Source organism: Cupriavidus mimosae (assembly GCF_023952485.1).
GTDB classification, from domain to species: Bacteria; Pseudomonadota; Gammaproteobacteria; order Burkholderiales; family Burkholderiaceae; genus Cupriavidus; species Cupriavidus taiwanensis_C.
In genome coordinates this window covers 37,939-61,597 of the sequence record NZ_JALHRY010000008.1, presented here as the reverse complement: position 1 = coordinate 61,597, position 23,659 = coordinate 37,939, and the positions used below count along the sequence as shown (strand labels likewise).

18 protein-coding genes are annotated in these 23,659 nt (G+C 69.3%); 10 read left to right on the top strand and 8 right to left on the bottom strand.

Going from position 1 to position 23,659, the window contains the following annotated elements; genetic code table 11:
• Positions 1–159 precede the first annotated feature (159 nt).
• The 6 genes from MKD50_RS16330 to MKD50_RS16305 all read left to right on the top strand — a co-directional run bounded on the left by MKD50_RS16330 (position 160) and on the right by MKD50_RS16305 (position 6,282).
• Positions 160–633, top strand: coding sequence for a tripartite tricarboxylate transporter TctB family protein (locus MKD50_RS16330; RefSeq protein ID WP_115702768.1), 474 nt, complete (start codon positions 160–162; stop codon positions 631–633).
• A 28-nt stretch (positions 634–661) separates the two neighbouring features.
• Positions 662–2,176, top strand: coding sequence for a tripartite tricarboxylate transporter permease (locus MKD50_RS16325; RefSeq protein ID WP_115702770.1), 1,515 nt, complete (start codon positions 662–664; stop codon positions 2,174–2,176).
• Positions 2,177–2,289: 113 nt separating this feature from the next.
• Positions 2,290–3,348, top strand: a complete 1,059-nt coding sequence (locus tag MKD50_RS16320) for an AbrB family transcriptional regulator (RefSeq protein ID WP_115702772.1) — start codon at positions 2,290–2,292, stop codon at positions 3,346–3,348.
• 50 nt (positions 3,349–3,398) lie between these two features.
• A complete protein-coding gene (locus MKD50_RS16315; protein WP_115702774.1) occupies positions 3,399–3,812 on the top strand; it encodes a PaaI family thioesterase in 414 nt (137 codons plus the stop codon).
• Between the two features lie 18 nt (positions 3,813–3,830).
• Positions 3,831–4,727, top strand: a complete 897-nt coding sequence (locus MKD50_RS16310; protein WP_252667735.1) for a patatin-like phospholipase family protein — start codon at positions 3,831–3,833, stop codon at positions 4,725–4,727.
• A 67-nt stretch (positions 4,728–4,794) separates the two neighbouring features.
• Positions 4,795–6,282, top strand: a complete 1,488-nt coding sequence (locus MKD50_RS16305; protein WP_252667734.1) for a dihydrolipoyl dehydrogenase family protein — start codon at positions 4,795–4,797, stop codon at positions 6,280–6,282.
• A 526-nt stretch (positions 6,283–6,808) separates the two neighbouring features.
• Here the strand turns inward: MKD50_RS16305 and MKD50_RS16300 are convergent.
• Positions 6,809–8,269, bottom strand: coding sequence for a sensor histidine kinase (locus tag MKD50_RS16300; RefSeq protein ID WP_115702780.1), 1,461 nt, complete (start codon positions 8,267–8,269; stop codon positions 6,809–6,811).
• A gap of 1 nt (position 8,270) precedes the next feature.
• Positions 8,271–8,945 carry a response regulator gene (locus tag MKD50_RS16295; protein WP_012354366.1) on the bottom strand — a complete coding sequence of 225 codons (675 nt, stop codon included), beginning with the start codon at positions 8,943–8,945 and terminating at the stop codon, positions 8,271–8,273.
• 202 nt (positions 8,946–9,147) lie between these two features.
• On the opposite strand from MKD50_RS16295, the gene MKD50_RS16290 reads away from it, so the two are divergent.
• Positions 9,148–10,350 carry an ABC transporter substrate-binding protein gene (locus tag MKD50_RS16290; protein ID WP_371925358.1) on the top strand — a complete coding sequence of 401 codons (1,203 nt, stop codon included), beginning with the start codon at positions 9,148–9,150 and terminating at the stop codon, positions 10,348–10,350.
• A gap of 40 nt (positions 10,351–10,390) precedes the next feature.
• Here MKD50_RS16290 and MKD50_RS16285 read toward each other — a convergent pair whose 3' ends face one another.
• Positions 10,391–11,134: a TetR family transcriptional regulator gene (locus MKD50_RS16285; RefSeq protein ID WP_115703056.1), complete on the bottom strand. Its 744-nt coding sequence runs from the start codon at positions 11,132–11,134 to the stop codon at positions 10,391–10,393.
• Positions 11,135–11,755: 621 nt separating this feature from the next.
• Between MKD50_RS16285 and MKD50_RS16280 the strand changes: the two genes are divergently transcribed.
• The 3 genes from MKD50_RS16280 (at position 11,756) to MKD50_RS16270 (ending at position 17,718) form a co-directional block, all read left to right on the top strand.
• Entirely contained in the window at positions 11,756–13,006 is a 1,251-nt protein-coding gene (locus MKD50_RS16280) for an efflux RND transporter periplasmic adaptor subunit (RefSeq protein ID WP_252667733.1), read from the top strand.
• Positions 13,007–13,078: 72 nt separating this feature from the next.
• Positions 13,079–16,231 (top strand): efflux RND transporter permease subunit, encoded by a 3,153-nt coding sequence (locus MKD50_RS16275; protein WP_252667732.1) that lies wholly within the window; start codon positions 13,079–13,081, stop codon positions 16,229–16,231.
• A 2-nt stretch (positions 16,232–16,233) separates the two neighbouring features.
• On the top strand, positions 16,234–17,718 hold the full coding sequence (locus MKD50_RS16270; protein WP_252667731.1) for an efflux transporter outer membrane subunit: 1,485 nt from the start codon (positions 16,234–16,236) through the stop codon (positions 17,716–17,718).
• Positions 17,719–17,825: 107 nt separating this feature from the next.
• On the opposite strand, the gene MKD50_RS16265 is transcribed toward MKD50_RS16270, so the two are convergent.
• The 5 genes from MKD50_RS16265 to MKD50_RS16245 all read right to left on the bottom strand — a co-directional run bounded on the left by MKD50_RS16265 (position 17,826) and on the right by MKD50_RS16245 (position 23,642).
• Positions 17,826–18,665: an OmpW/AlkL family protein gene (locus tag MKD50_RS16265; protein WP_111520645.1), complete on the bottom strand. Its 840-nt coding sequence runs from the start codon at positions 18,663–18,665 to the stop codon at positions 17,826–17,828.
• An 82-nt stretch (positions 18,666–18,747) separates the two neighbouring features.
• A complete protein-coding gene (locus MKD50_RS16260; protein WP_252667730.1) occupies positions 18,748–20,022 on the bottom strand; it encodes a DUF2957 domain-containing protein in 1,275 nt (424 codons plus the stop codon).
• Positions 20,023–20,057: 35 nt separating this feature from the next.
• Positions 20,058–21,410 (bottom strand): DUF2957 domain-containing protein, encoded by a 1,353-nt coding sequence (locus MKD50_RS16255; RefSeq protein ID WP_252667729.1) that lies wholly within the window; start codon positions 21,408–21,410, stop codon positions 20,058–20,060.
• 160 nt (positions 21,411–21,570) lie between these two features.
• Positions 21,571–22,455, bottom strand: a complete 885-nt coding sequence (locus MKD50_RS16250) for a DUF1571 domain-containing protein (protein ID WP_252667917.1) — start codon at positions 22,453–22,455, stop codon at positions 21,571–21,573.
• Between the two features lie 212 nt (positions 22,456–22,667).
• A complete protein-coding gene (locus MKD50_RS16245; RefSeq protein WP_252667728.1) occupies positions 22,668–23,642 on the bottom strand; it encodes a TetR/AcrR family transcriptional regulator in 975 nt (324 codons plus the stop codon).
• Between the last annotated feature and the right edge of the window lie 17 nt (positions 23,643–23,659).

Below are 23,659 nucleotides of genomic sequence, written 5' to 3'. Positions count from 1 at the left end.
TGATCCCGGCGGCCGGAAACACGGCGCGGGGCCCGGTGTCCACCTGCGATACCGAAGACAACAACATCTGTCACCGGGCTCCGCCGCCGCGCGGGTCGCATCCGCCAGCGTCGCGCACGCAGCCCCCCGGGGCTGTGTGACCATGGCCAAGGAGTCTCCATGAAACCCTCGCACCTCGCTATCGGCATCGCCGTGCTGGCGATTTCGCTGTTCTTCTTCCTCGGGCTGTCCGGCATCACCGGCGACGAGGGCTATGCGGGCCTGTCGCCGCGCTTCGTGCCCACGCTGGTGGCGATCGGCCTGGCGGTGTGCGGCGCGCTGCTGACCTGGCAGGGCGTGCGCGGCGGTTTCCGCAACATGCCGGAAGAGGACGCGGAGCTGCCCAACGCGCCGCACAATTTCGGCGGTTTCATCTGGGTCGCCGCGGGCCTGGTGCTGAACATGGCGCTGATCGGCACGCTTGGCTTCGTGCTCGCGTCTACGCTGCTGATGGTCTGCGTGGCGCGCGGCTATGGCAGCCGCCGCATCGTGCGCGACGCGATCATCGGGCTGTGCATCACGGTGCCGATGTGGGCGCTGTTCGAATTCCTGCTCGGCATCAACCTGCCGCTGCTGCCCATCGCCGGCTTCTGAGCCCGCCCGTCCCGCAAGGAGTCTTCGCATGGATACCCTGAACCAGCTGATGCACGGTTTTGCCGTCGCAATCACGCCGATCAACCTGATGTGGGCCCTGGTCGGCTGCTTCCTCGGCACCGCCATCGGCGTGCTGCCGGGCATCGGCCCCGCGCTGACGGTGGCGATGCTGCTGCCGCTGACCGCCAAGGTCGAGCCCACCGCGGCGCTGATCATGTTTGCCGGCATCTACTACGGCGCGATGTACGGCGGCTCGACCACCTCGATCCTGATGAACACGCCGGGCGAGTCCTCCACCATGGTCACCGCCATGGAAGGCAACCTGATGGCCAAGAACGGGCGCGCCGGCCCGGCGCTGGCAACCGCGGCGATCGGCTCGTTCGTGGCCGGCACCATTGCCACCGTGATGCTGTCGCTGTTCGCGCCGGTGGCGGCCGACGTGGCGCTGCAGTTCGGCCCGGGCGAGTACTTCATGATCATGCTGCTGGCCTTCACCACGGTCTCGGCGGTGCTGGGCTCGTCGCTGCTGCGCGGCATGACCGCGCTGTTCCTGGGCCTGGGCATCGGCCTGATCGGCATGGACTCGCTGTCGGGGCAGACCCGCTATTCGATGAACGTGCAGGAGCTGTACGACGGCATCGATATCGTGGTGGTCGCCGTCGGCCTGTTCGCGGTGGGCGAGGCGCTCTTCAACGCCTTCTTCCCGCAGCCGCCCAGCACCTACAACAAGCTCAGCTCGACCCATATGAACCGGTCGGACTGGAAGCGCTCGCTGCCGGCGTGGCTGCGCGGCACCTTCATCGGCTTCCCGTTCGGCCTGATCCCGGCGGGCGGCGCCGAGATCCCGACCTTCCTGTCCTACGCCACCGAGAAGAAGCTGTCGGACCACAAGGACGAGTTCGGCAAGGTCGGCGCGATCGAAGGCGTGGCCGGCCCCGAGGCCGCCAACAACTCGGCCGTGACCGCGACGCTGGCGCCGCTGCTGACGCTGGGCATCCCCACCTCGAACACCACCGCGATCCTGCTGGCCGCGTTCCAGAACTACAACCTGCAGCCGGGGCCGATGCTGTTCCAGACCTCGGGCGACCTGGTGTGGGGCCTGCTGGCGTCGCTGTATATCGGCAACGTCATGCTGCTGGTGCTGAACCTGCCCGCGATCGGCCTGTGGGTGCGCATGCTGCGCGTGCCGACGCCGCTGCTGTACGGCGGCATCCTGATCTTCGCGGGACTGGGCGCGTACGGCATCCGCCAGTCGTGGTTCGACCTGCTGCTGCTGTTCCTGATCGGCCTGCTGGGCATGGTGATGCGCCGCTTCGACTTCCCCACCGCACCCGTGATCGTCGGCATGATCCTCGGGCCGATGGCGGAGAAGCAGCTGCGCAACGCGCTGTCGATCGGCCAGGGCGACTGGAGCCTGTTCCTGCGCCAGCCGATCTCGGCCTCGATCCTGGCGCTGACGGTGGCGGTGGTGGTGATCCCGCGCCTGCTGCGCTGGCACGCCGGGCGCGGCAGCGCGCATGCGCAGGCAGACAACGCCGCGTGATTCGCGTTAGCATGCGATAGTCTCTCCGGGGCCCGGCGCCATGGCGCGCGGGCCTCTTTGCTTTCCTTCGTCACAACAACAAGCGCCGGCGCCCCGCGCCAGGCCGCTGACCGATGCCGCTTGCCGCCAACCGCTGGCTGTCCGCGCTGCCCACGCTGGCGCTCGGGCTGGCCGCCGCCCTGCTCTGCACCCTCCTGCATACGCCGCTGCCGTGGATGATCGGGCCGCTGCTGGCTGTCGCCGCCGCGCGCATGGCCGGCGCCGACCTGCGCGCGCCGGCGCAGGCGCGCAACGCCGGCCAATGGGTGATCGGCGCCTCGCTCGGGCTGTATTTCACGCCGGACGTGGTGGCGCGGCTGGTGGAATACCTGCCGTACATCGTCGCCGGCTCGCTGTTCGCGCTGGCGCTGGGCGTGGGCGGCGCGCTCCTGCTGCGGCGGACCACCGGAGTCGCCTTCAAGACCGCATTCTTCTCCACCGCGATCGGCGGTGCCTCGGAGATGGCCAACCTGGCTGAGCGTAACGGCGCGCGCATCGACCAGGTGGCGGCCGCGCATTCGCTGCGGGTGCTGATGGTGGTGGTGACGGTGCCGGCGATCTTCCAGTACGGCGGCATCCACGGACTCGACCCCTATATTCCGGGCCCGCGCGTGGTCAGCGGACCCGGGCTGGTGGCGCTGGTGGCGATCACGCTCGGCGTGGCGCTGGTGGTGAAGCGGCTGAACATGCCCAACCCGTTCGTGATCGGCACGCTGCTGGCGGCCGCGGTGCTGACCGCCTGCGGCATCGAGCTGTCGGCGATTCCCACCTGGATGAGCCGGGCCGGACAGCTGCTGATCGGGGTGTCGCTGGGGGTGCGTTTCTCGCGCGAGTTCCTGCATACCGCGCCGCGCTTCCTGTCCGGGGTGGCGCTGTACACCGTGCTGGCGCTGGTGGTGTCGGCGCTGTTCGGCTGGGGGCTGGCGGCGCTGTCGGGCGCGCACCCGGCCACCGTGATCCTGGGCACCACCCCTGGCGGCATCGCCGAGATGTGCATCACCGCCAAGGTGCTGGAGGTCGGGGTGCCGCTGGTGACCGCCTTCCACGTGATCCGGATGGCGTTCGTGGTGCTGGCCACCGGGCCCCTGTATCATTGCCTCAAACATCGCGTCGCGCCGGAGGAGACGGAATAGCGGTCCGCCACAGGATCGCCATGGTGCGGCCCGACAGAACAAGGAACACCATGCCCGAAGCCATGACCCTTGCCGACATCGACGCCACGCTCGAGCGCGTGCTGGCGCCGTGGGTGCGCCAGCTCGGCCTGCGCGCCGAAGCCGTCGATGAGCGCGGCGTGACGCTGCGTCTGCCGTTCAGCGAATCGTTCCGCCATGCGGGCGGCGTGGTCTGCGGCCAGGTGCTGATGTCCGCCGCGGATACTGCCATGATCGTCGCCGTGGCCAGCGCGCTGGGCGCGTTCCGGCCCATGACCACGGTGTCGCTGACCACCAACTTCATGCGCCCGGTGATCGACGGTGACGTGCTGGTGCGCGCCAATGTGCTGCGCCTGGGCAAGACCGTGGTGTTCGGCGAGATCGAGCTGACCGGCACCGACGGCAAGCTGGCGGTGCAGGCCACCACCACCTACGCCCTGCTCTGACGCGCTCCGGATCTCCCCATGGCTAGCGGTGACGCCAATCCCTTCGACCAGGTCGTGTTTGCCGGCGGCGGCAACCGCTGCTGGTGGCAGGCGGGCTGGTGGGACACGGTCGCGCCGGAGCTGCGGCTGCGCCCGCGCGTGATCGCCGCGATCTCGGCCGGCGCGGCCACCGCCTGCATGGTCTATGCGCATGACTCGCACCAGACCATGGACTACTACCGCGCGGTGCTGGCCGACAACCGGCGCAACGCCTACTGGGGCAACCTGCTGCGCAACGAGCGCGTGTTCCCGCATTACGGCATCTACCGCACCGCGCTGCTGAGCATCTTTGCCGACGGGCGCCTCGCGCACCTGCAGCAGGCGCCCGAGATCCGCATCGGCGTGGCGCATATCCCGCGCTGGAGCGGTCCGCGCCTGGCGGTGGCGGCCGGGCTGCTGGCCTACAACATCGACAAGCACGTGCTCAAGACGCTGCACCCCCGGCTGGGGCGCAAGCTGGGCTTCCGGCCCGAGTTCGTGCGTGCGCAGGACTGCGCCTCGCCAGAGCAGCTGGCCGACCTGCTGCTGCAGTCGGCGTCGACGCCGCCGTTTACGCCGGTGCTGCGCCGCGACGGGCGTCCGGTGCTGGACGGCGGGCTGGTCGACAACGTGCCGGTCGACGCGCTCGACGCCGCGCCCGGCAATGTGCTGGTGCTGGTGACGCGGCTGTACCCGCGCCCGCGCCGTTTCGTGCTCGAGCAAGGCGGCCAGCGCCGCCTGTACCTGCAGCCCTCGCAGCGCGTGCCGATCTCGAGCTGGGACTACACCCGGCCCGACGCCATGACGCACGCCTACGAACTCGGCCGCCGCGACGGGGAAACTTTCCTGCGCGAGTGGCCGTCGATCCTGAATACCGAACTGCGGCCCGCTGCCTAGTTTCCGTGTTACCGGCGCTGGCCTGATGATTGTCGATGCGGCCCGCGTGCCGCGACAGGAGACATGGATGACCAAACGCCAGACACCGCTTTTCACCGTGCAGGGAACCAGCGCGCCGCGGCGCGCCCGCGAGGTCAGCGCGGCGCCGCCGGTGCAGCAGGTGCCGCGCGCGCGCAGCGGCCGCAGCCGTCGCAACGACAAGTCGCGCGAGGCCGACCTGGTGGTGATCGGCGGCGGCTCGGCCGGCGTGGCCTGCGCGCGGCGCGCGGCGGCGCATGGCGCGCGCGTGATCCTGGTCGAGCGCGACGCCATTGGCGGCACCTGCGTCAACCGCGGCTGCGTGCCCAAGAAAATGCTGTCCTACGGGGCCTCGTGGTCGGCCATCCTGTCGGGCTGCCTGTCCCACACCGGCGGACACGAGGACTGGCGCGATGCCATCGTGCGCGTCAACGCCGAGGTCGCGCGTCTGAACGTGGGCTACACCCAGCGCCTGACCGATTCCGGCGTGGAAGTGCTGCACGGCGAGGCACGCGTCACCGGCCCGGAGGAAGTCTGCGTCGGCGACGAGACCATCCAGGCGCGCCGCATCCTGATCGCCACCGGCGCGCGCCCGCGCACGCTCGACGTGCCGGGGGGCGACCTGGCCGCAAGCTCCGACGACGTCTTCACCTGGCAAAGCCTGCCGGCATCCGTCGCCGTCATCGGCGGCGGCTATATCGGCGTGGAACAGGCGTCGATCCTGTCGCGCTATGGCGTCAAGGTAGACTTGATCGTTGCCGGCGAGCGGCTGCTGCCGCATTTCGACCACGACCTCGGCGCGGCGCTGGCCGACGCGCTGACCGCCCGCGGCGTGCGGCTGCACCTGAACGCGCGCGTGCACCTGCTGAGCCAGGCCAACGGCGCGGTCGAGGTCTGCTATCAGCCCACCAACGACCCGAGCCGCGCGGGCCAGACCGAAGCCGTGCGCGCGCAGGCCGCGCTGGCGGCGATCGGACGCGTTTCCAATGTGCAGGACCTGGGGCTGGAAGCGCTGGGCGTGGCCTTCGGCGAGCGCGGCGGCATCCGCGTCGATCGCCAGTTCCGCAGCAGCGTGCGCAGCGTCTATGCGCTGGGCGATGCCATCGACGGCCTGCACCTGACGCCGGTGGCCACCGCGCAGGGGCGCTGGCTGGCTGATCGCCTGTTCGGGCGGCGCGGCGAACGGGCGGATTTCGAGTTCGTGCCGACCGCGGTGTTCTGCGAGCCCGCCATCGGTGCGGTGGGCTTGACCGAAGCGCAGGCCATCGAGGCTGCCGGCAAGCCCGAGCGCATCCGTACCGTGGTCAAGCGCTTTGTCTCGCTGGAACATCGCTTTGCCGGCACGCCGCATCCGTCGGTGTTCAAGCTGGTGCTCAATGCGCGCAGCGGGCGCGTGCTGGGGGTGCACCTGATGGATAACGCGGCGCCGGAGATTGTGCAGGCGCTGGCGGTGGCATTAAGGCTGGGGGTGCGGGAGTCGCATTTGCAGACGACGGTGCAGGTGCATCCAACGGTGGCGGAGGAGTTGTTTGGATAGGTTTCGGCATGCCTGGATAGGGCTGGCGGTCTTGGTTATTGGGGGCGTCGATGTTGGTGACATGCTGTTGGCTGTTGAGCCGCGTGGTTCCGCCCTGCTGGGCGGGTCACTTTTTGGCCGAGCGCCAAAAAGTAACCAAAAAGCGCGTTGATTGCCCTGCGGGCGGCATGTCTTATCGTAGTGTGCCTGGGGGTTTTCGTACGGGGCTGGGCTTCCTCACATAGCTAGACTGCCTGCCGCGGTGGTGCACCACGGTGGCAGGGGCGTTGAAGTGCAGGTTGAACGAGCCCAGAGCGCGGAGTGGTCCCTGCTGCGAGTCTTACCGTAGGAACGCCTTCGGCTGCTGCGCCGGCCCTATCGCGGGGCGTGGGCCCTGGCACGGAACGCGTCGCTGCGCTCGCTTGGCGCTCGAACGCGTCCGCTGCCGCCGGTTTTCTCCCCTCTCCCGCCTGCGGGAGAGGGGCGGGGGTGAGGGCGGGTGCCTCCACGGAGTCGGATGTCCAGATCCATGGACCCGGTCGTAAACCTAGCTACCTTCCACCGGCAATCTCAACACCGCACGCACCCCAGTCCCCTGCGCCCCTTCCCCCAGTTCCACCGTCCCGCCAAACCGCGCCGCCATCTCCCGCGAAATCGCCAGCCCCAGCCCGGAGCCCGGCTCCGCGTTGCCCACGCGCCGGTAGAACCGTGCGAACACCTTCTCGCGTTCCTCGGCCGGAATGCCGGGACCATCGTCCTCTACCACCAGGCAGGCGTGAGCGCCCGAGCGCGTTGCCGACAGCGTAATGCGGCTGCCGCGCGGGGAGTACTGGATCGCGTTGTGGACCAGGTTGGCCAGCGCCTCGCGCAGCAGCGCGGCGTCGGCGCGGACCGGCAGCGCCAGCCCCGGCACCGGCTCCCAGCCGAAGTCCTGCTGCTTGCCGCGCGCCAGCGGCAGGTAGTCCAGCGCCACCTGCTCGGCCACGGTGACGGCATCGATGATGTCGACGCCTTCGCCGGCTTCACCAGCTTGCGCGGCGTCGGCGCGGTGCTGGCGTACCCGCGCCAGCGCCAGCAGCTGGTTGGTCAGGCGCGCGGCCTGTTCCAGCTGCGTGACGATGCCGCCCACGGCTTCGCCGGCGGCCGCGCGCGCGGCTTCGGGGTCGGGCGCGCTGAGCTGGCGCTGGGCATACTCGGCCTGGGTCTTGAGGATGGCCAGCGGCGTGCGCAGCTGGTGCGCGGCATCGGCGATGAACTGCGCCTGCGATTGCGCCATTGCGGCCGAGCGCGACACGTGCAGGTTGACCGCGTCGACCAGTGGCCGCACCTCGGCCGGCACGCGCTCGAACGCGAGCGGGGTCAGGTCTTCGGGCGAGCGCGCCTCGACGTCGTCGCGCACGCGCGCCAGCGGGCGCAGCACGTAGGTGACCCCGCCCACCAGGATCGCGGCGCTCAGCACGATCAGCAGCAGGTCGCGCGCCAGCGCGCTGCGCCACACCGAGCCGATCAGCGCGCTGCGCGGCTCGGCGGTCTCGGCCACCTGGATGATCACGCGCATGCGCGCATCGGGCCGGTACACCGGGCGCGCCATCGCGGCGATGCGCACCGCCTCGCCCAGGTATTCGGCGTCGTAGAAGCGCGGCTGGTTGTTGACCAGCGGGCCGCGCGGCAGCGGCAGGTCGCTGTAGCCGGTCACGGTCTCGACCTGGCCGGCGCGCTCGGTCGAGACGCGGTAGAACACATGGGTCTGCGCCGCGGTCTCGAAGATCTCCATGGCGGCGTCGGGCAGCGTCAGCTGGACGTTGTCGCCGGCCATGCCGATGGCATTGTCGATGGCGCGGATCGAGCCGTAGAGCGAGCGGTCGTAGGCGGTGTTGGCGGCGTCGCGCAGGGTGCCGTAGGTGAGCCAGGTGTCGAGCGCCATCATCGCCGCCAGCGCCGGCAGCAGCAGCAACAGCAGTTGCCGGCGCAGGCTGCCGCGGCGCCACAGCAGCACCGGGTGCCGCATCTCAGCCCTTCGCCTCCGGCTCCAGCAGGTAGCCGAAGCCGCGCAGCGTGACGATGGTGACCCCGTGCCCGGCCAGCTTCTTGCGCAGCCGGTAGACCAGCACCTCGATCGCATCGGGCGAGACGTCGGCGTCGAGCGAGAACACCTTGTCGAGCAGCTGCGCCTTGGTCAGCGGTTGGCCGCTGCGTGCCAGCAGCGCGCCCAGCAGGGTCGATTCGCGCGGCGTCAGCGCCAGCGGCGCGCCGCCCAGCGTGAAACTGCGGGTCTCGCCGTCGAACACCAGCGTGCCGCACTGCAGGCGCGGATGAGCGCGGCCGCGGCTGCGGCGGATCAGCGCCAGCAGCCGGGCTTCCAGCTCGGCAATGGCGAAGGGCTTGGGCAGGTAGTCGTCGGCGCCCAGGTTCAGGCCGCGCACGCGCTCGTCCAGAGTGTCCTGCGCGGTCAGGATCAGCACCGGGGTGCGGTCGTCGCGTCCGCGCATGGACTTCAGCACGGCCAGCCCGTCCTTGCCGGGCAGCCGCAGGTCGAGCAGCACGGCGTCGTATTCCTCGGCCTGCAGGCGCGCCTCGGCCTGCAGCCCGTCGGCGACGTGCTCGATCACAAAGCCGCCCTGCTCCAGCGCGCGGGCGACCCAGCGTGCCAGTTCGACTTCATCCTCCACCAGCAGGATGCGCATGCCGGTCTCCTCCTGTGCCGGTTGGTTCTATGTTAGTTGCGGCGCGCACACGCGGGAACAAGGCATGCAAGCGCCCGCAAAACCGGGGGCAGCACCGATGGAGCGCGCCCGCCGCGGGCGCCTATAATACCCTCGCCCCGCCGGTCCCGGCGCGCTCGCCGCTTTGCCCGGCACCACCGGCAGTCCCTCCGTCCCGAGCACCGTGTCCCCGCGTTCGTCCCAGCCGTTCCAACCTTCCCCGCCGTGTCTGACCGACTGCGCTTCGCCCCCTTCGGGACGGCGCCGCCGCCTGCTGGGCGCCGCGCTGCTGGGCGCCGCCGCATGGCCCCTTCATGCCCAGTCCAGGCCGCCGGCTGCGCCGCCGGGGTATCCGTCGGGGTATGACGCCACCATTGCCGGCGCGCTGCGCGAAGGCATGGTCACGGTGTACGCGTCGACCGACCTGGAGGTGGCGCGCCCGCTGATTGCCGCGTTCGAGGCGCGCTACCCCGGCATCCGCGTGCACTACCAGGATCTCAACACGGTCGAACTCAACCAGCGCTTCCTGGCTGAAACCGCGGCGCTGTCCGGCCAGCCGCCGGGGCCGCGGGCCATCTTTGCCGATGTGCTGTGGAGCACCGCCATGGACCTGCAGATCAAGCTGGTCAACGACGGCCACGCGCAGCGCTACGCCTCGCCAGAGCGCGCCGGCCTGCCGGGCTGGGCGGTGTGGCGCGACGAGGCCTGGGGCACCACCTTCGAGCCCGCGGTGATCGTCTACAACCGCCACCACCTGGCCGGCATGCGCCCGCCGCGCAGCCGCAGCGGGCTGGCGCGGCTGCTGCAGGAGCACGCGCCGCGCTGGCATGGCAAGGTGGTGACGTATGACGTGGAGCGTTCGGGGGTGGGCTACCTGCTGGCGCAGCAGGACGCGCGCATGGGCAGCGAGTTCTGGTACCTGGCGCAGGCGCTGGGCCGTGCCGGGGTGCAGCTGTCGGCGTCCACCGCGGAGATGATCGAGCGCATCGCCGGCGGCGAGCTGGTGATGGGCTACAACCTGCTGGGGTCCTATGCCCTGTCGCTGATGCAGCGCGGCGCCGCCATCGACGTGATCGCCCCGAGCGACTACACCCTGGTGATGTCGCGCGTGGCCTTTATCGCGCGGCGCGCGCCGCGGCCCAATGCGGCGCGGCTGTGGCTGGACTACCTGCTGTCGCGCGAGGGCCAGGCGCTGCTGGCCAAGTCGACCTCGCAGCTCTATACCATCCGCACCGATACCGACAGCGTGCACACCGCCGCGGCGTTGTCGGAGCGGCTAGGCTACGCGCTCAAGCCGATCAGCGTCGGCCCGGGCCTGCTGGCGGCGCAGGACGCGATGCGCAAGCGCGCGTTCCTGGCGCGCTGGCGCGAGGCGATGCGCGGCTAGCGTAGCTGTAGCGAACCGCCGCGAACCGCCGCGGTGCGGCTCAGGGCACCAGGTCGGGGGTATCGAGGCCGCCGTCCTGCGCGCCGGCGCAGGCCTGCCGGCACAGCGTGGACAGCTCCTGGTCCAGCTCGGCCATCGGGCGCGGCACGTAGCCGTGGCGCAGCGCCGGGGAAAACTTCAGGGTATCGATGAAGGCGTCGGACAGGCGCTCGGCATTGGCGTCGAGGTTGAAGTCCTGGGGCGAGAACAGCCAGTGCGCCAGCACCCCGCCCACCGCGGCATGGAAGGCGTTGACGGCCAGGTCCAGGTCCAGATCGGCGGGCAGCTGGCCGCGCTCCACGGCCAGGCGCAGGTGCTCGCGCATCTTGACCAGGCCGTCCTGGTGCGACTGGCGCTGGCGCTCGAAGATGGCGCCGTTGTCCTGCACCATTTCGCACTTGTGGAAGATGATTTCGAAGACCCGGCGCCAGCGCGGGTTGATCACGGTCTGGCGCATCACATAGGCGCAGATGTCGCGGATGCCACCGAGCGGGTCTTCCTGGCGCGCCAGCCGCTCCGGCTCGATCAGCGCTTCCACCGGCAAATGGACGCGGTCGCACATGGCGGCGAACACATCGCTCTTGTTCTTGAAGTGCCAATAGATCGCGCCGCGGGTCACCCCCGCCGCCTCGGCAATGTCGGCCAGCGACGGGCGTGCCACGCCGCGGGCGTGGAACACGGCCTCGGCCGCGTCGAGTATCCGGTGGCGCGTCTCAAGCGCCTCTTCCTTGGTGCGTCTGACCATGATTGTCTCTGGTGCCGGCGGCATGGCGCGATCGGGGCGCGCATGGCCGGCCTGGTTGGTTCTCTCCCTGATGCGGCTGCCACGGCAGCCGCACATGCCGTTGGCCTGGGCCACGGCGGGTCGTTGTCATCACATGATGGGCATTGCCAAGCTTGCGAGCCGACACGACGGCGCGCATCCTAACCCGAGCTGGCGGTTTGCGCCGTGATCCGGGGGCGGAGTGGACGCATTTCGTACCGATCCGATCTCTGGAGCGGCATGGTCTTGCGTCTTGCCGGGCCTTCTGGCGCAGGTTGTGCGCCCAAAGGCCCTTGCGCAACATCAACTTAACATACATGCTTGAATGTATATATAATACGCGCTTGCCCGGCATTCGGCCAGCCGCCCACTGTGACCTACCCAGCACGGCGGGCGATCCTGCCGCAGGCCAGCCGGTCAATTTATCCAGTCGTTACATAAAAGCCACCGTTCGTCGCAATCGTCACCGCGACGCCGCGGTTTGTGGCTAGCATCACGCTTTTGCCCGCCGCAAAGCCTTGCGGCGCGCCATGTCGTTCCCGTTTGTCCGATGACAGGCCGGGGCGTCACGGCGGATCTCAAATTGCCATCATGGGGTTATCGATGAGGAAGTCCCAACGTATCAGTCGCGTTGCAGCCTGTGCACTAGCGGCCCTGTCGGCCGTGGCGCTGTCCGCCTGCGGCGACAAGAAGGCCGAGGGCGGCGCCCCGCCGCCCCCTGAAGTGGGCGTGGTCACCGTGACGCCGTCGCCGGTCGCCGTCGTCAATGAACTGCCGGGCCGCCTGGAAGGCGTGCGCACGGCCGAAGTGCGCGCGCGCGTCGAAGGCATCGTGCTGTCGCGCAACTACACCGAAGGCGGCGAAGTGAAGGCCGGCCAGGTCATGTTCCGCATCGACCCCGCACCCTACCAGGCCGAGCTGGCCTCGGCCCAGGCCGCGCTCCAGCGTGCCGAAGCCAACGCCGTGTCGGCGCGCCTGAAGGCCGACCGCTACAAGCCGCTGGTGGCGGTCAACGCGGTCAGCAAGCAGGAGTACGACGACGCCGTCGCCGCCGCCGGCCAGGCCAACGCCGACGTGGCCTCGGCCAAGGCCGCGGTGCGCACCGCCCAGATCAACCTGGGCTACACCACCGTGACCGCGCCGATCAGCGGCCGCGCCGGCCGTGCGCTGGTGACAGAAGGCGCGCTGGTGGGCAAGGGCGAGGCGACCAAGCTGGCGCTGGTCGAGCAGGTCGACCCGATGTGGGTCACCTTCACCCAGCCGGCCTCGGAAGTCACGCGCCTGCGCCGCGCCATCGAGTCCGGCGCGGTCAAGGGCATGAACGGCGGCGCCCGCGTGCACCTGTTCGTCGAGGACGGGCGCGAGTATGCGCAGACCGGCAAGCTGCTGTTCTCCGACATGACGGTCGACCCGACCACCGGCGCGATCACGCTGCGCGCGCAGTTCCCCAACCCGAACCGCGAGCTGCTGTCGGGCACCTTCGTGCGGGTGAAGATCGAGCAGGGCGTGGATGAGAACGCCCTGACGGTGCCGCAGCGTGCGCTGATCCGCGGCGCCCAGGGCGCCAGCGTGATGGTGGTGGGTGCCGACGGCAACGTCGCGGCGGTGCCGGTCAAGGCGCCGCAGGCGATCGGTGACCGCTGGATCGTGACCGAAGGCCTCAAGGGCGGGGAAAAGGTGATCGTCGAGGGCCTGCAGAAGGTCAAGGTGGGCGCGCCCGCCAAGGCCGTGCCGTTCGTGCAGGCCGGCGCCTCGGCACCGGCCGCGACCCCGGCCGCTGCCTCCGCCGCTCCCGCCTCGGCGCCCAAGGCCGAAGCGAAGCAGGAAGCCGGGGCCGAGGGCAAGCAAGGCTGAACACCGCCGCGCGGCGACGGCTGAAGCCAGCGGCCGCGGCACACAGGGCTAGACAAAGAGGGAGCCAGTCTTATGGCCAAGTTTTTTATCGACCGGCCGGTGTTCGCGTGGGTGCTCGCGCTGATCATCGTGCTGGGCGGGATATTGTCGATCATGCAGTTGCCGATCGCGCAATACCCGAACATCGCGCCCCCCACGATCTCGGTCACCGCCACCTACCCGGGTGCGTCGGCCAAGACGCTGGAGGATTCCGTCACTTCGGTGATCGAGCAGGAGCTTAACGGCGCCCCCAACCTGCTCTACTACAACTCGACCAGCGAATCGACCGGCCTGGCGACGATCACCATCGCGTTCGCCCCGGGTTCCAACGTCGACCTGAACTCGGTCGAAGTGCAGAACCGCCTCAAGCGCGTGGAAGCGCGCCTGCCGGCGGAGGTGCGCCAGCAGGGCGTGCGCGTGGACAAGGCCGGGAACAACTACATGATGTTCCTGACCGTGTCGTCCAAGTCCGGCACGGCCAGCGCGATCCAGCTCGGCAACTATGTCTCGGCGCAGGTGATCGACTCGATCCGCCGCGTGCCGGGCGTGGGCCAGGCCGACCTGTTCGGCACCGAGTACGCCATGCGCATCTGGCTGGACCCGTCCAAGCTGACCGGCTACAACCTGACGCCGCTGGACGTGACCGCCGCGGTGAGCGAGCAGAACGTGCAGGTCGCCGTGGGCGAGCTGGGCGGCACGCCCTCGCCCAAGGGCACCGAGCTGAACGCCACCGTCACCACCGAAAGCCGGCTGTCCACGCCCGAGCAGTTCGCCAACATCCTGCTGCGCACCAACCCGGACGGTTCGTCGGTGCGCATCAAGGACGTGGGCCGCGTGGAGCTGGGCGGCGCGGACTACTCGACGCTGGCCCGCACCAACGGCAAGCCGTCGGCGGCCATCGCCATCAAGCTGGCCCCGACCGGCAACGCGCTGGCCACGGCCACCGCGGTGCGCGCCAAAATGGAAGAGCTGTCGAAGACCTTCCCGGCGGACTACCAGTACACGGTGCCTTACGACACCTCGGCCTTCGTCAAGATCTCGATCGAGGAAGTGATCAAGACGCTGCTGGAAGCCGTGGTGCTGGTGTTCCTGGTGATGTACCTGTTCCTGCAGAACTTCCGCGCCACGCTGATCCCGACGCTGGTGGTGCCGATCGCGCTGCTGGGCACGTTTGGCGCGCTGCTGGCGTTCGGCTTCTCGATCAACGTGCTGACCATGTTCGGCATGGTGCTGGCGATCGGTATCCTGGTCGACGATGCCATCGTGGTGGTCGAGAACGTCGAGCGGATCATGAGCGAGGAAGGACTCTCGCCACGTGAAGCGACACGCAAGGCCATGGGCCAGATCACCGGCGCCATCGTCGGCATCACGCTGGTGCTGACCGCGGTGTTCATCCCGATGGCGTTCTTCTCGGGCTCGGTGGGCAACATCTACCGCCAGTTCTCGCTGTCGCTGATCGCCTCGATGGCGTTCTCGGCGCTGCTGGCGCTGACGCTGACCCCGGCGCTGTGCGCGACCATGCTCAAGCCGGTGGAAGCGGGCCATCACCATGAGAAGAAGGGTTTCTTCGGCTGGTTCAACCGCACCTTTGCCACGGCGTCTACCGGCTACCAGGGCGTGGTCGCGCGCATCCTCAAGCGCACCGGCCGCTACCTGATCATCTACGCGCTGATCATCGCGGGCGTGGTGGTGCTGTTCAAGCGCCTGCCGTCGTCGTTCCTGCCCGACGAGGACCAGGGCTACATGATCACGGTGGTGCAGCTGCCCAACGGCGCCACGCAGGACCGTACCATCGGCGTGCTCAAGCAGATCGAGGACTACTACCTGCAGAAGGAAAGCAAGGTGGTGGACCAGATGATCACGGTGGCGGGCTTCTCCTTCTTCGGCCGCGGCCAGAACGGCGGTATCGCGTTCGTGCGCCTGAAGGACTGGAAGGAGCGCACCGGCGACGGCGAGACCGCGCAGGCGCTGGTCGGACGTGCCTTCGGCGCGCTGTCGTTCATCAAGGATGCGATCATCTTCCCGCTCAATCCGCCGGCGATCGCCGAGCTGGGCAACTCCTCGGGCTTCGACTTCCGCCTGCAGGACCGCACCGGCCAGGGCCATGCCAAGCTGATGGAAGCGCGCAACATGATGCTCGGCATGGCCGCGCAGAATCCGGTGCTGATGGGCGTGCGCCCCGAAGGCCAGGAAGACGCGCCGCAGCTGCAGATCGACATCGACCGCGAGAAGGCGCGTGCGCTGGGCGTGTCGGTGGCCGAGATCAACTCGACGCTGTCGATCGCGTTCGGCTCCAGCTACGTCAACGACTTCATCTATGAAGGCCGGGTGCGCAAGGTGATCGTGCAGGCCGAGGGCGCCGACCGCCGGCTTCCGGACGACCTGACCAAGCTGCGCGTGAAGAACAGCAACGGCGACATGGTGGCGTTTGCCGCGTTCGCGACGTCGAAGTGGATCATGGGCTCGCCACGCCTGGAGCGCTTCAACGGCATGCCGGCGGTGAAGATCGCGGGCCAGGCCGCACCGGGACGCAGTACCGGTGAAGCCATGCGCGTGATGGAAGAGAACTTCGCCAAGCTGCCGCCGGGCTTCGGTTTCGAGTGGTCGGGCCAGTCGTATGAAGAGCGCCTGGCCGGCTCGCAGGAACCGATCCTGTACACGCTGTCGCTGATCATCGTGTTCCTGTGCCTGGCCGCGCTGTACGAGAGCTGGTCGATCCCGTTCTCGGTGCTGCTGGTGGTGCCGCTGGGCGTGCTCGGCGCGCTGCTGGGCGTGACGCTGCGCGGCATGCCCAACGATGTGTACTTCAAGGTGGGCCTGATCGCCACGATCGGCTTGTCGGCGAAGAACGCCATCCTGATCGTGGAATTCGCCAAGGACCTGCAGGCGCAAGGCAAGGGCCTGGTCGAAGCCACGCTGGAAGCGGTGCACCTGCGTTTCCGCCCGATCCTGATGACGTCGATGGCGTTCATCCTGGGCGTGCTGCCGCTGGCGATCGCCACCGGCGCGGGCTCGGGCAGCCAGCGCGCCATCGGTACCGGCGTGATGGGCGGGATGATCACGGCCACGGTGCTGGCGATCTTCCTGGTGCCGGTGTTCTTCGTGGTGGTGCGCAAGCGCTTCAAGGGCAGCCAGCGTCAGCGCATGCTGGACCAGAAGTGGCACGACCCGCAGGAGGAAATCTGAACATGACCAAGACTCTGACCACACTGCTGCTGGTGGCCGGCGTTCTGACGGGGTGCACGCTGGCGCCCCACTATGACCGCCCTGCCCCGCCGGTGGCAGACAGCTTCCCGACGGCGCCCGAAGGCTATGCCACCGCCGAGGTGAAGAGCGGTGAAACCCGCCGCGCCGCCGACATCGGCTGGCGCGAGTTCTTCCGCGACCCGCGCCTGCAGGCGCTGATCGCGACCTCGCTGGAAAACAACCGCGACCTGCGCACCGCGGCGCTGCGCATCGAGGAAGCGCGCGCGCTGTACCAGGTGCAGCGCGCCGACCTGCTGCCCACGGTCAACGTCAACGGCAGCTACACCCGGGCCCGCACCACCGCCGCCCAGGCGGCGACGGTGCTCGGGCAGCCGGGCGTGACCGAGGTGTACCAGGTCGGCCTGGGCATCTCGTCGTACGAGCTCGATTTCTTCGGGCGCGTGCGCAGCCTGTCCAATGCCGCGCTGGCGCAGTACTTCGCCACCGAAGAGGCACGCCGCTCGGCGCAGATCTCGCTGGTCTCGGAAGTCGCCAAGGCCTACCTGGCCGAGCGCGCCTACGCCGAGCAGTACGAGCTGGCGCGCGACACCCTGAAGGCGCGCGAAAGCACATACGGGCTGGCCAAGCAGCGCTTCGAGGCTGGCGCCACCTCGGCGCTGGACCTGCGCGACAACGAGTCGCTGGTGGCGCAGGCGCGCGTCGCCGCGGCGCAACTGGCCCGCCAGCGCGCGCAGGCGCATAACGCGCTCGAAGTGCTGGTGGGCAAGCCCATCGGCACCATCGAGAACCTGCCCGAGCCGATGCGCCTGTCGGACGAGCGCATCATCAGCGATATTCCGCCGGGGCTGCCGTCGGACCTGCTCGAGCAGCGTCCCGATATCCGCCAGGCCGAGCAGCAGCTGCTGTCGGCCAACGCCAATATCGGCGCGGCGCGCGCGGCGTTCTTTCCGCGCATCACGCTGACGGCCAGCGGTGGCACCATCAGCCCGACGTTCTCCGGGCTGTTCGATGCCGGCACGCGCGCCTGGTCGTTCGCGCCGCAGCTGGTGCTGCCGATCTTCGATTTCGGCCGCAACCTGTCCAACCTGGACCTGGCCAACGTGCGCAAGAACATCCAGGTCGCCAGCTACGAGAAGACCATCCAGACGGCCTTCGCGGAAGTGGCGGACGCGCTGGTGGCACGCGGCACGCTGGAAGACCAGGTCGCAGGCCAGGAACAGGTGCGCAACGCCGAGGCGGCGCGCTACGAGCTGGCGCGCCTGCGCTTCCGCAGCGGCGTGGCCAGCTACCTGGACGAACTCGATGCGCAGCGCCAGTTGTTCACCGCGGAGCAGGCGCTGGTGCAGGCGCGGCAGCTGCGGCTGAACAATGCGATCGATTTGTACCGGTCGCTGGGCGGCGGCTTGCAGGAGAGCAGCGCGGTGGCGCAGCAGGCGCCGGCGCAACAGGGAACGGTGACGCAGTAACACTTGCCGAGGGTTTGCTCCCCTCTCCCGCTTGCGGGAGAGGGAGTACCCCGGCAGCGGTTCATGCGACAAAAGCCAGTGGTTTCGACACTGGCTTTTTTTCGTCCTCAGAACTTGTACGAAGCCGCCACAAAGAACACCAGGGGATTCGGCTCCAGCTTCGTCTTCGACGTCGACAGCACCGTGCCGTTGGCCGCCTTGATCGTCATCGTCGAGGTGGTCTTAAGCGGGATGTAGGTGACCGCCGCCGTCAGTCCCCAGTGCTCGTCGAAGTTGTAGGTGCCGCCGATATTGAAGACCGGCGCCCACGACGACGAGGCATCGGCGCTGACCGAGGTCGGCCCCGGAATGCCTGCGCCCGCCGCCAGGATGGCGCCGAGGTTGTTGTTGACCGAGCTGGCGAAGGCCGGATTGACTTCGATGTTGGTAAAGAAGTTGTACGAGACCCCGAGCCCCAGGAACGGCCGGAAGCGCGTGCCCGGTTCCAGGAAGTGATACTGCACCATCGCCGCCGGGCTCCACTGGCGCGCCTTGGTGATAATGGGGTTCAGCGCCGGGTCGCCCAGGCTCTGGCGGCCGAGCGCGCCGGCCGGGCCGGGCGGGATCAGCTCGCCATGGCCATAGAGCTTGAACTCGGGCGGGATGCCGCCCACCGCCGTGATGGCGATATGGTCGGTGACGAAGTGGCTGAAGGTCAGCCCCAGCGTATTGGCGTTGGACGACGAGATGCTGCTGCCCGGCGCGGTGAAGCTCGACGGCAGCCCGAGCGGGTAGTTGATCGGCACGTCCAGCAGCGAGGTGGTGAGCGGATCGCTCTGGCCATGGGTCCGGATATGGAACCAGCCGGCCGAGACCACGTTGTCGCCCTTCTTCTGGGCATGGGCAGGCACGGCGATGCTGGCCAGCGCGGCCAGCACCAGCGCAAGCGTCAGGTGCAAGGTCTTCATGTTGTATCCCCGGGCAGTGAAGTCACTGGTGATGCATCGATGGAGGGCGCCGGGGCTGCGATGGCCCCGGGCCTGGGCCGGCTTATTGCACGAACGCGCCGACGGTGAAGTACGGGCCGCTGTCGCGCTGCTCCAGGAAGCCGAATACGCCCCCGGTGAACATCAGCTTGCCGGTCGGCGCCGAGCCGGCGGGCGCCTCGCGGCGCGAGGTGCGGACCACGCCCGGGACTTGCTGCGCGAAGTCCAGCCGGTACGGGATCGCCAGCGACGCATCGGACGGCCGGAACGGATCCATCATGGTCGCGGCGGCGCCCACCAGCGCCGTCACGCGGTAGTTGAAGCTGCTGTCGACGCCGACGTATTCGCCATTGACCGTGCCCTCGGTGACCGCCACCGCGGGCGCCATCATGCCGATGCCGATCTCGTCGTCGGCGCCCAGGGGCCCGTTGGCGAGAGAGTCATTGGCATAGCCCACGCGGATCATGATCGGCACCAGCTGGCCGCGCAGCTTGCCGACGATCAGGTAGGCCTTGCCCAGCGTGCTGCCCAGCGTGGGCGGCTGGCTCTCGGCCTTGTAGTTGGTGGACAGCAGCGCGCCGCTGGGCTGCGGCACGAAGTTGTTGCCCTTGCGCTCGCAGGTGCTGGTGGCGTTGTCGCAGACCGTGAACGAGCCGTCGGCGGCGAGCGCCATGCGGTAGTCCTGCGCCACCAATTGGAACTGCTTGGACGGCACCTCGTGGAAGCCGGTGCCGTTGTATTGCCCGGCGATCTTCGACAGGTCGGTCTCGGTCTGCGCGAAGCCGATGAACTGGAAGTACGGGAAGGTGGTATCGGGCACCGCCCCGGCGCCGAGCACGCCGTTGAACTGGATGCGCGCGCCCGGGATGGTGCCGCCCGCCACGCCTTCGCCGACGAAGAGCTTGGCCGGGCGGTTGGGATCGAGGCTGGCGCCGCTCAGCTCGAACGCGCACTGGTTCAGCTTCTCGGTGGGCAGGCCGGTCTCGGCCTTGAGCGTTCCGCGCATCACGTTCAGGCCGTTGGTGGGATCGCTGCGCGTGGGCTGCACGGTGCCGGGCTGGCGCGGCACCGAGGAGTCCAGGAAGGTCACCTGCCAGGTCATGCGGGTGGTGTCGATCTGCACCTTGACCAGTTCGCCCGAGCCGGTGCCGCCGGTGAAGGTGGTGTTGTAGTCCAGCGCAGCCGGACACAGCCGCGTCTGCGCGGCCGTCGGCGTGGCCGGGGCGTCGTCGCCGCCGCCGCCACCGCCACAGGCGGCAAGCATGGCGGTGGCGGCCGCGGCCAGTGCGCGCGCCGGCACGGCCGATGGGCGCGGCAGGATAATCTGATGGGGCTGCATGGCTTGGTCTCCTCGTTGTTTTCTCTGCGCTGCGATCAGGGTGCCGCGAGCACGCCCACGCGGAAGGTCGGGCTGCTGCCGCCGGTACCGGACAAATGGCTGAACACGCGGCCGCTGGCGATCAGCGCGCCCGTGGTGCCGCTGTTGTCGGTGGTGGTCACCATGCCCGCCGCGGCCTGCGTGAAGTCGAGCTGGAAGCCGCCGGTCTGGTTCATCGTCATCGGGTCGAGCAGGTCGACGCGCGCGCCCTTGATCAGCGACGCGGTGTAGGCAAAGTCGCTGCCCGAGCCGATATAGCCGCCGTCGAGCCGGCCGCTGGCGACGGTGGTGGCAGGCGCCATCAGCGCGAGCCCGGATTCATCGTCGACATTGACCGTCAGCGGCAGCAGCGAGATCTGCGCATAGCCGGTGCGCACCAGCAGCGGCACCAGCGCGCCGTCGAGCTTGCCCACCACCATCAGCCCCTTGGCGCGGCTGGCGTTGTTGCTGGTGATGGCCGCACTCTGGAACGACGGATAACGGCGGCTGCCATCGGCATTGCTGCTTTCGAAGGCGCCGTCGGCGCTGCGCAGCTTCCAGTTGTTGCCGGTGCTGCGGCAGCTGCCGGCCGCCGTGGTGCAGCTGCCGTCGGCGTTCAGCGTCTCGGTGGTCTGCGCGGTGGCGGGCGTGAAGTGGCTCGACGAAGTCAGCGAGCCGCCGGACGGCACCTGGTGGTAGCCCAGCAGGTTGTAGCTGCCGGCCACCCTGGTGAAGTCGGTCTCGGTCTGCGCGAACGCCAGCACCGGGTAGAACGGGAACGTGGTGGCCGGGATCGCGCCGAGGCCGAGCACGCCCGCATAGGAGATGGTGGCACCCGGAATCCCTCCGCCGGCGACGCCGTTGCCGAGGAAGATCACCGGCGGTTTGGCGCTGTCGATGGTCGCCTGCGAGACGCCGTCCGATGCCGTGGCGGTCTGCAGCGCCACCGCGCAGCGGTTCTGCTCGGCGGTGGGCAGCGAGGTCAGGTTGGCGAAGGTGCCGGTGAAGGTCGCGCCCGCGCGCGTCGGGCTGACGCTGCCGGGCTGCTTCGGCACCGGCGACTCGATGATTTCCAGCTGGTAGGTGCGCGCCGCGGTATCGAAGCGCAGCTTCACCAGTTCGCCTGCGCCGGAGCCGCCGGTGAAGGTGGTGCCGTAGTCCAGTGCCGCCGGGCACAGCGATCCGGGCGGGCCGCCGATGGTGACCGGCCCCTGCGCCGGGCACGTGCCCGTGTCCGCGCATTGCGGCGGCGCCTGCGTGCCAGCGCGCGGCGCTTCCTCATTGCCGCCGCCACCGCAGCCGGCCAGCGCCGCGGCCACACTCACCCCTGTCACAACCAAAGTGCTGCGCCAAAGCCTCGACATGGTCATTGCCTGTCTCCTGATTTTTCCTGCGACCCCGGTTGCCGGATCGGTGGTCCGGCTCTGCGTCCGGATCCTGTCGTGAGCGGCGACTGTCGCCGCGCGCGGGTTTCAGCGTCAATAGAGCGGCCGTTCCAAACGGGCGCGGCCGCGCGCGGCGCATGCCGCGTCAGAAGCGATACTCGGGATTGGCCGGGTCGAACGCCGCGGCCTCGAAGGTCTTGCGCACCAGCTTGTCGAACACGATCTTCTCGACCATGTTGCCGTCGGCATCCCACGCGGTTTCCACGCGGATATACGGATGCTTCAGGTCCAGCATCAGCTGCACGCGCTTGGCGTAGTACTGCGGCGCGCCGGCCGGCAAGTCCCAGGTCAGTGCCACCATGCGCACGCCCTGCTCCTGCACGATCTCGGCCTTGCCGTATTTCTCGGAGAGCCCGGCGGCGCGCAGCGATTTCGCGTCACGCTCGAGCATCGACAGCACGTACTGGAAGCCCAGGTCGCGCACGGTATGGTTGGACTGCGAACGCGCCAGCGAGCCGTCCAGCGCGATCCACATCGAGGTAAAGCCCAGCATGCCGCCCAGGTGGCCGTACATCTCGTCCTTGCGGCGGGTTTCGTCATACAGGATTTCCTGGCCCGCCTGCGCGCCACCGGGCAGCCACCTGGCATAGAGCTGGCGCGGCGCATGGCGGTAGCGGATCTGCATCTTCGCGGGCTGGTCCTGCCACTGGCCGTTGAGCCGCTCCTGGCGCGACATCCAGTACTCGTATTCGGGGTAGCGGTTCATCTCGGCGCGCGCCCATTTCAGCAGCGCATCGGGCTGCAGCGCCTGGAACACTGCCAGCACCTGCGCGTCGGACAGGCGCGCGAGCTCGCCGCTAGCGACCTGGCGCGAGAACAGCGCGGCCTGCGGTGCCGAAGTCAGGTCGTCATAGGCCGTGCCTGTGGCGGCGGCCGCGCTGGCCGGCTGGGCCATGGCCACGGGCGGATACGCCAGCGGCGCGGCCAGCAGGCCGATGACGGCGCCGGTGATAACGGCAAGGCGGCGCAGTGGGTTCGATGGTCGGATCGGTGCAGGGATTGGCACGGCAACTTCCTCCTCAAGACGGGCAAAGCGAACAGGTCACCGCAACGCCGGCGGCAAGCGGCCGCGCGCACGGGGTCCACAGGGCCGCGGCGCGGCCCCGCTGGGGTGGATCGACGGTTCAGGTTGCGTGAGCGCGGCGGCGCCGTGCCGGCGGTAACCGGCAGTGGCGCATGCCGCTACGTCCGGCTGCGCATTCGCATCCAGTCATCCAGCGGGTTGCTGGGGAAGCTCACGGTGTGCTCGCGCGCGCGCACTGGCACGCTGGTCGCGGCGGCACGCTTGGTGCCCGCATTGCGCACGGTGCGTGCGCCGGTGCGGGCCTTGCCGAGGGCGGCGGCGGCATGGCTGGCCGCCTCATCCATGGTGGCCGCGGTCGCGGCCACGCGGGCATCCGGATCATTGGCGGGACTGCCGGCGCGCTGGCCGCTGTGCTGCCCGCCGTGCTGCTGCTCCTCGCCCAGCTCGAACACCGACTGCAGCGCCGAGAGCTGGTCCGCGCCGGGCTGCGCCACGTTGAGCACGGCCTCGACCATCGCGGTGAGCTGGGCCAGCACGTGCGCATCGCTCATCTGCCGGCCTTGCGTGAAGGCAGGCAGCAGGCTGGCCAGTTCCTCGCCGGCGAGCACGCCGGCCAGTGCCTTGAGCGCGAACTGCAGGCGCCAGCCCAGCTCGTGCCGCGGCAGCGCCGGGATGGCGCGCGCGAAGGCATCGAAGAAGCGGCCGTACACCGGCGCGTAGTGCTCCAGCAGGTATTGCTGGATAAACGGCGAGGTATCCGAATACACGCGCCCCAGCAGCCGCAGGAACGACGGCCCGCCCACCAACGGGTCGCGCGCCATCTGCAGCGCGGGCACGAACAGCGCGCCCATCACGTGCTCGCAGCGGATGGCGTGGCCGGGCCAGCGCGCTTCGCATGCGTCGAGCAGCGCCAGGCGCCGCGCGTTGAGCGGGTCCAGGCGCCGGCTCAGCACGGCGTGCATCATGATGTCCTTGCTGCGGAAGTGGTAGTTCACCGCGGCCAGGTTGACGATGGCGCGCGAGGTGACCTGCCTGAGGGAGGTGGCTTCGTAGCCGACCTCGGTGAACAGCTTTTCCGTGGCGTCGAGAATCCGGGCCTTGGTGTCTCCTGCCGAGCTTTTGCCGGTCTTCATGGGGGCGCTTCTCTCTT

What these genes read in the sequence shown, in the direction of transcription:
- MKD50_RS16295 (WP_012354366.1), bottom strand. Translation starts at nt 8,945, where the DNA reads ATGCGCATCCTGCTGGTGGAGGATGAAGTCGAACTGGCACGCTGGGTC.
- MKD50_RS16310 (WP_252667735.1), top strand. Translation starts at nt 3,831, where the DNA reads ATGGCTAGCGGTGACGCCAATCCCTTCGACCAGGTCGTGTTTGCCGGC.
- MKD50_RS16320 (WP_115702772.1), top strand. Translation starts at nt 2,290, where the DNA reads ATGCCGCTTGCCGCCAACCGCTGGCTGTCCGCGCTGCCCACGCTGGCG.
- MKD50_RS16265 (WP_111520645.1), bottom strand. Translation starts at nt 18,665, where the DNA reads ATGAAGACCTTGCACCTGACGCTTGCGCTGGTGCTGGCCGCGCTGGCC.
- MKD50_RS16330 (WP_115702768.1), top strand. Translation starts at nt 160, where the DNA reads ATGAAACCCTCGCACCTCGCTATCGGCATCGCCGTGCTGGCGATTTCG.
- MKD50_RS16270 (WP_252667731.1), top strand. Translation starts at nt 16,234, where the DNA reads ATGACCAAGACTCTGACCACACTGCTGCTGGTGGCCGGCGTTCTGACG.
- MKD50_RS16260 (WP_252667730.1), bottom strand. Translation starts at nt 20,022, where the DNA reads ATGCAGCCCCATCAGATTATCCTGCCGCGCCCATCGGCCGTGCCGGCG.
- MKD50_RS16275 (WP_252667732.1), top strand. Translation starts at nt 13,079, where the DNA reads ATGGCCAAGTTTTTTATCGACCGGCCGGTGTTCGCGTGGGTGCTCGCG.
- MKD50_RS16255 (WP_252667729.1), bottom strand. Translation starts at nt 21,410, where the DNA reads ATGACCATGTCGAGGCTTTGGCGCAGCACTTTGGTTGTGACAGGGGTG.
- MKD50_RS16305 (WP_252667734.1), top strand. Translation starts at nt 4,795, where the DNA reads ATGACCAAACGCCAGACACCGCTTTTCACCGTGCAGGGAACCAGCGCG.
- MKD50_RS16245 (WP_252667728.1), bottom strand. Translation starts at nt 23,642, where the DNA reads ATGAAGACCGGCAAAAGCTCGGCAGGAGACACCAAGGCCCGGATTCTC.
- MKD50_RS16315 (WP_115702774.1), top strand. Translation starts at nt 3,399, where the DNA reads ATGCCCGAAGCCATGACCCTTGCCGACATCGACGCCACGCTCGAGCGC.
- MKD50_RS16300 (WP_115702780.1), bottom strand. Translation starts at nt 8,269, where the DNA reads ATGCGGCACCCGGTGCTGCTGTGGCGCCGCGGCAGCCTGCGCCGGCAA.
- MKD50_RS16280 (WP_252667733.1), top strand. Translation starts at nt 11,756, where the DNA reads ATGAGGAAGTCCCAACGTATCAGTCGCGTTGCAGCCTGTGCACTAGCG.
- MKD50_RS16325 (WP_115702770.1), top strand. Translation starts at nt 662, where the DNA reads ATGGATACCCTGAACCAGCTGATGCACGGTTTTGCCGTCGCAATCACG.
- MKD50_RS16285 (WP_115703056.1), bottom strand. Translation starts at nt 11,134, where the DNA reads ATGGTCAGACGCACCAAGGAAGAGGCGCTTGAGACGCGCCACCGGATA.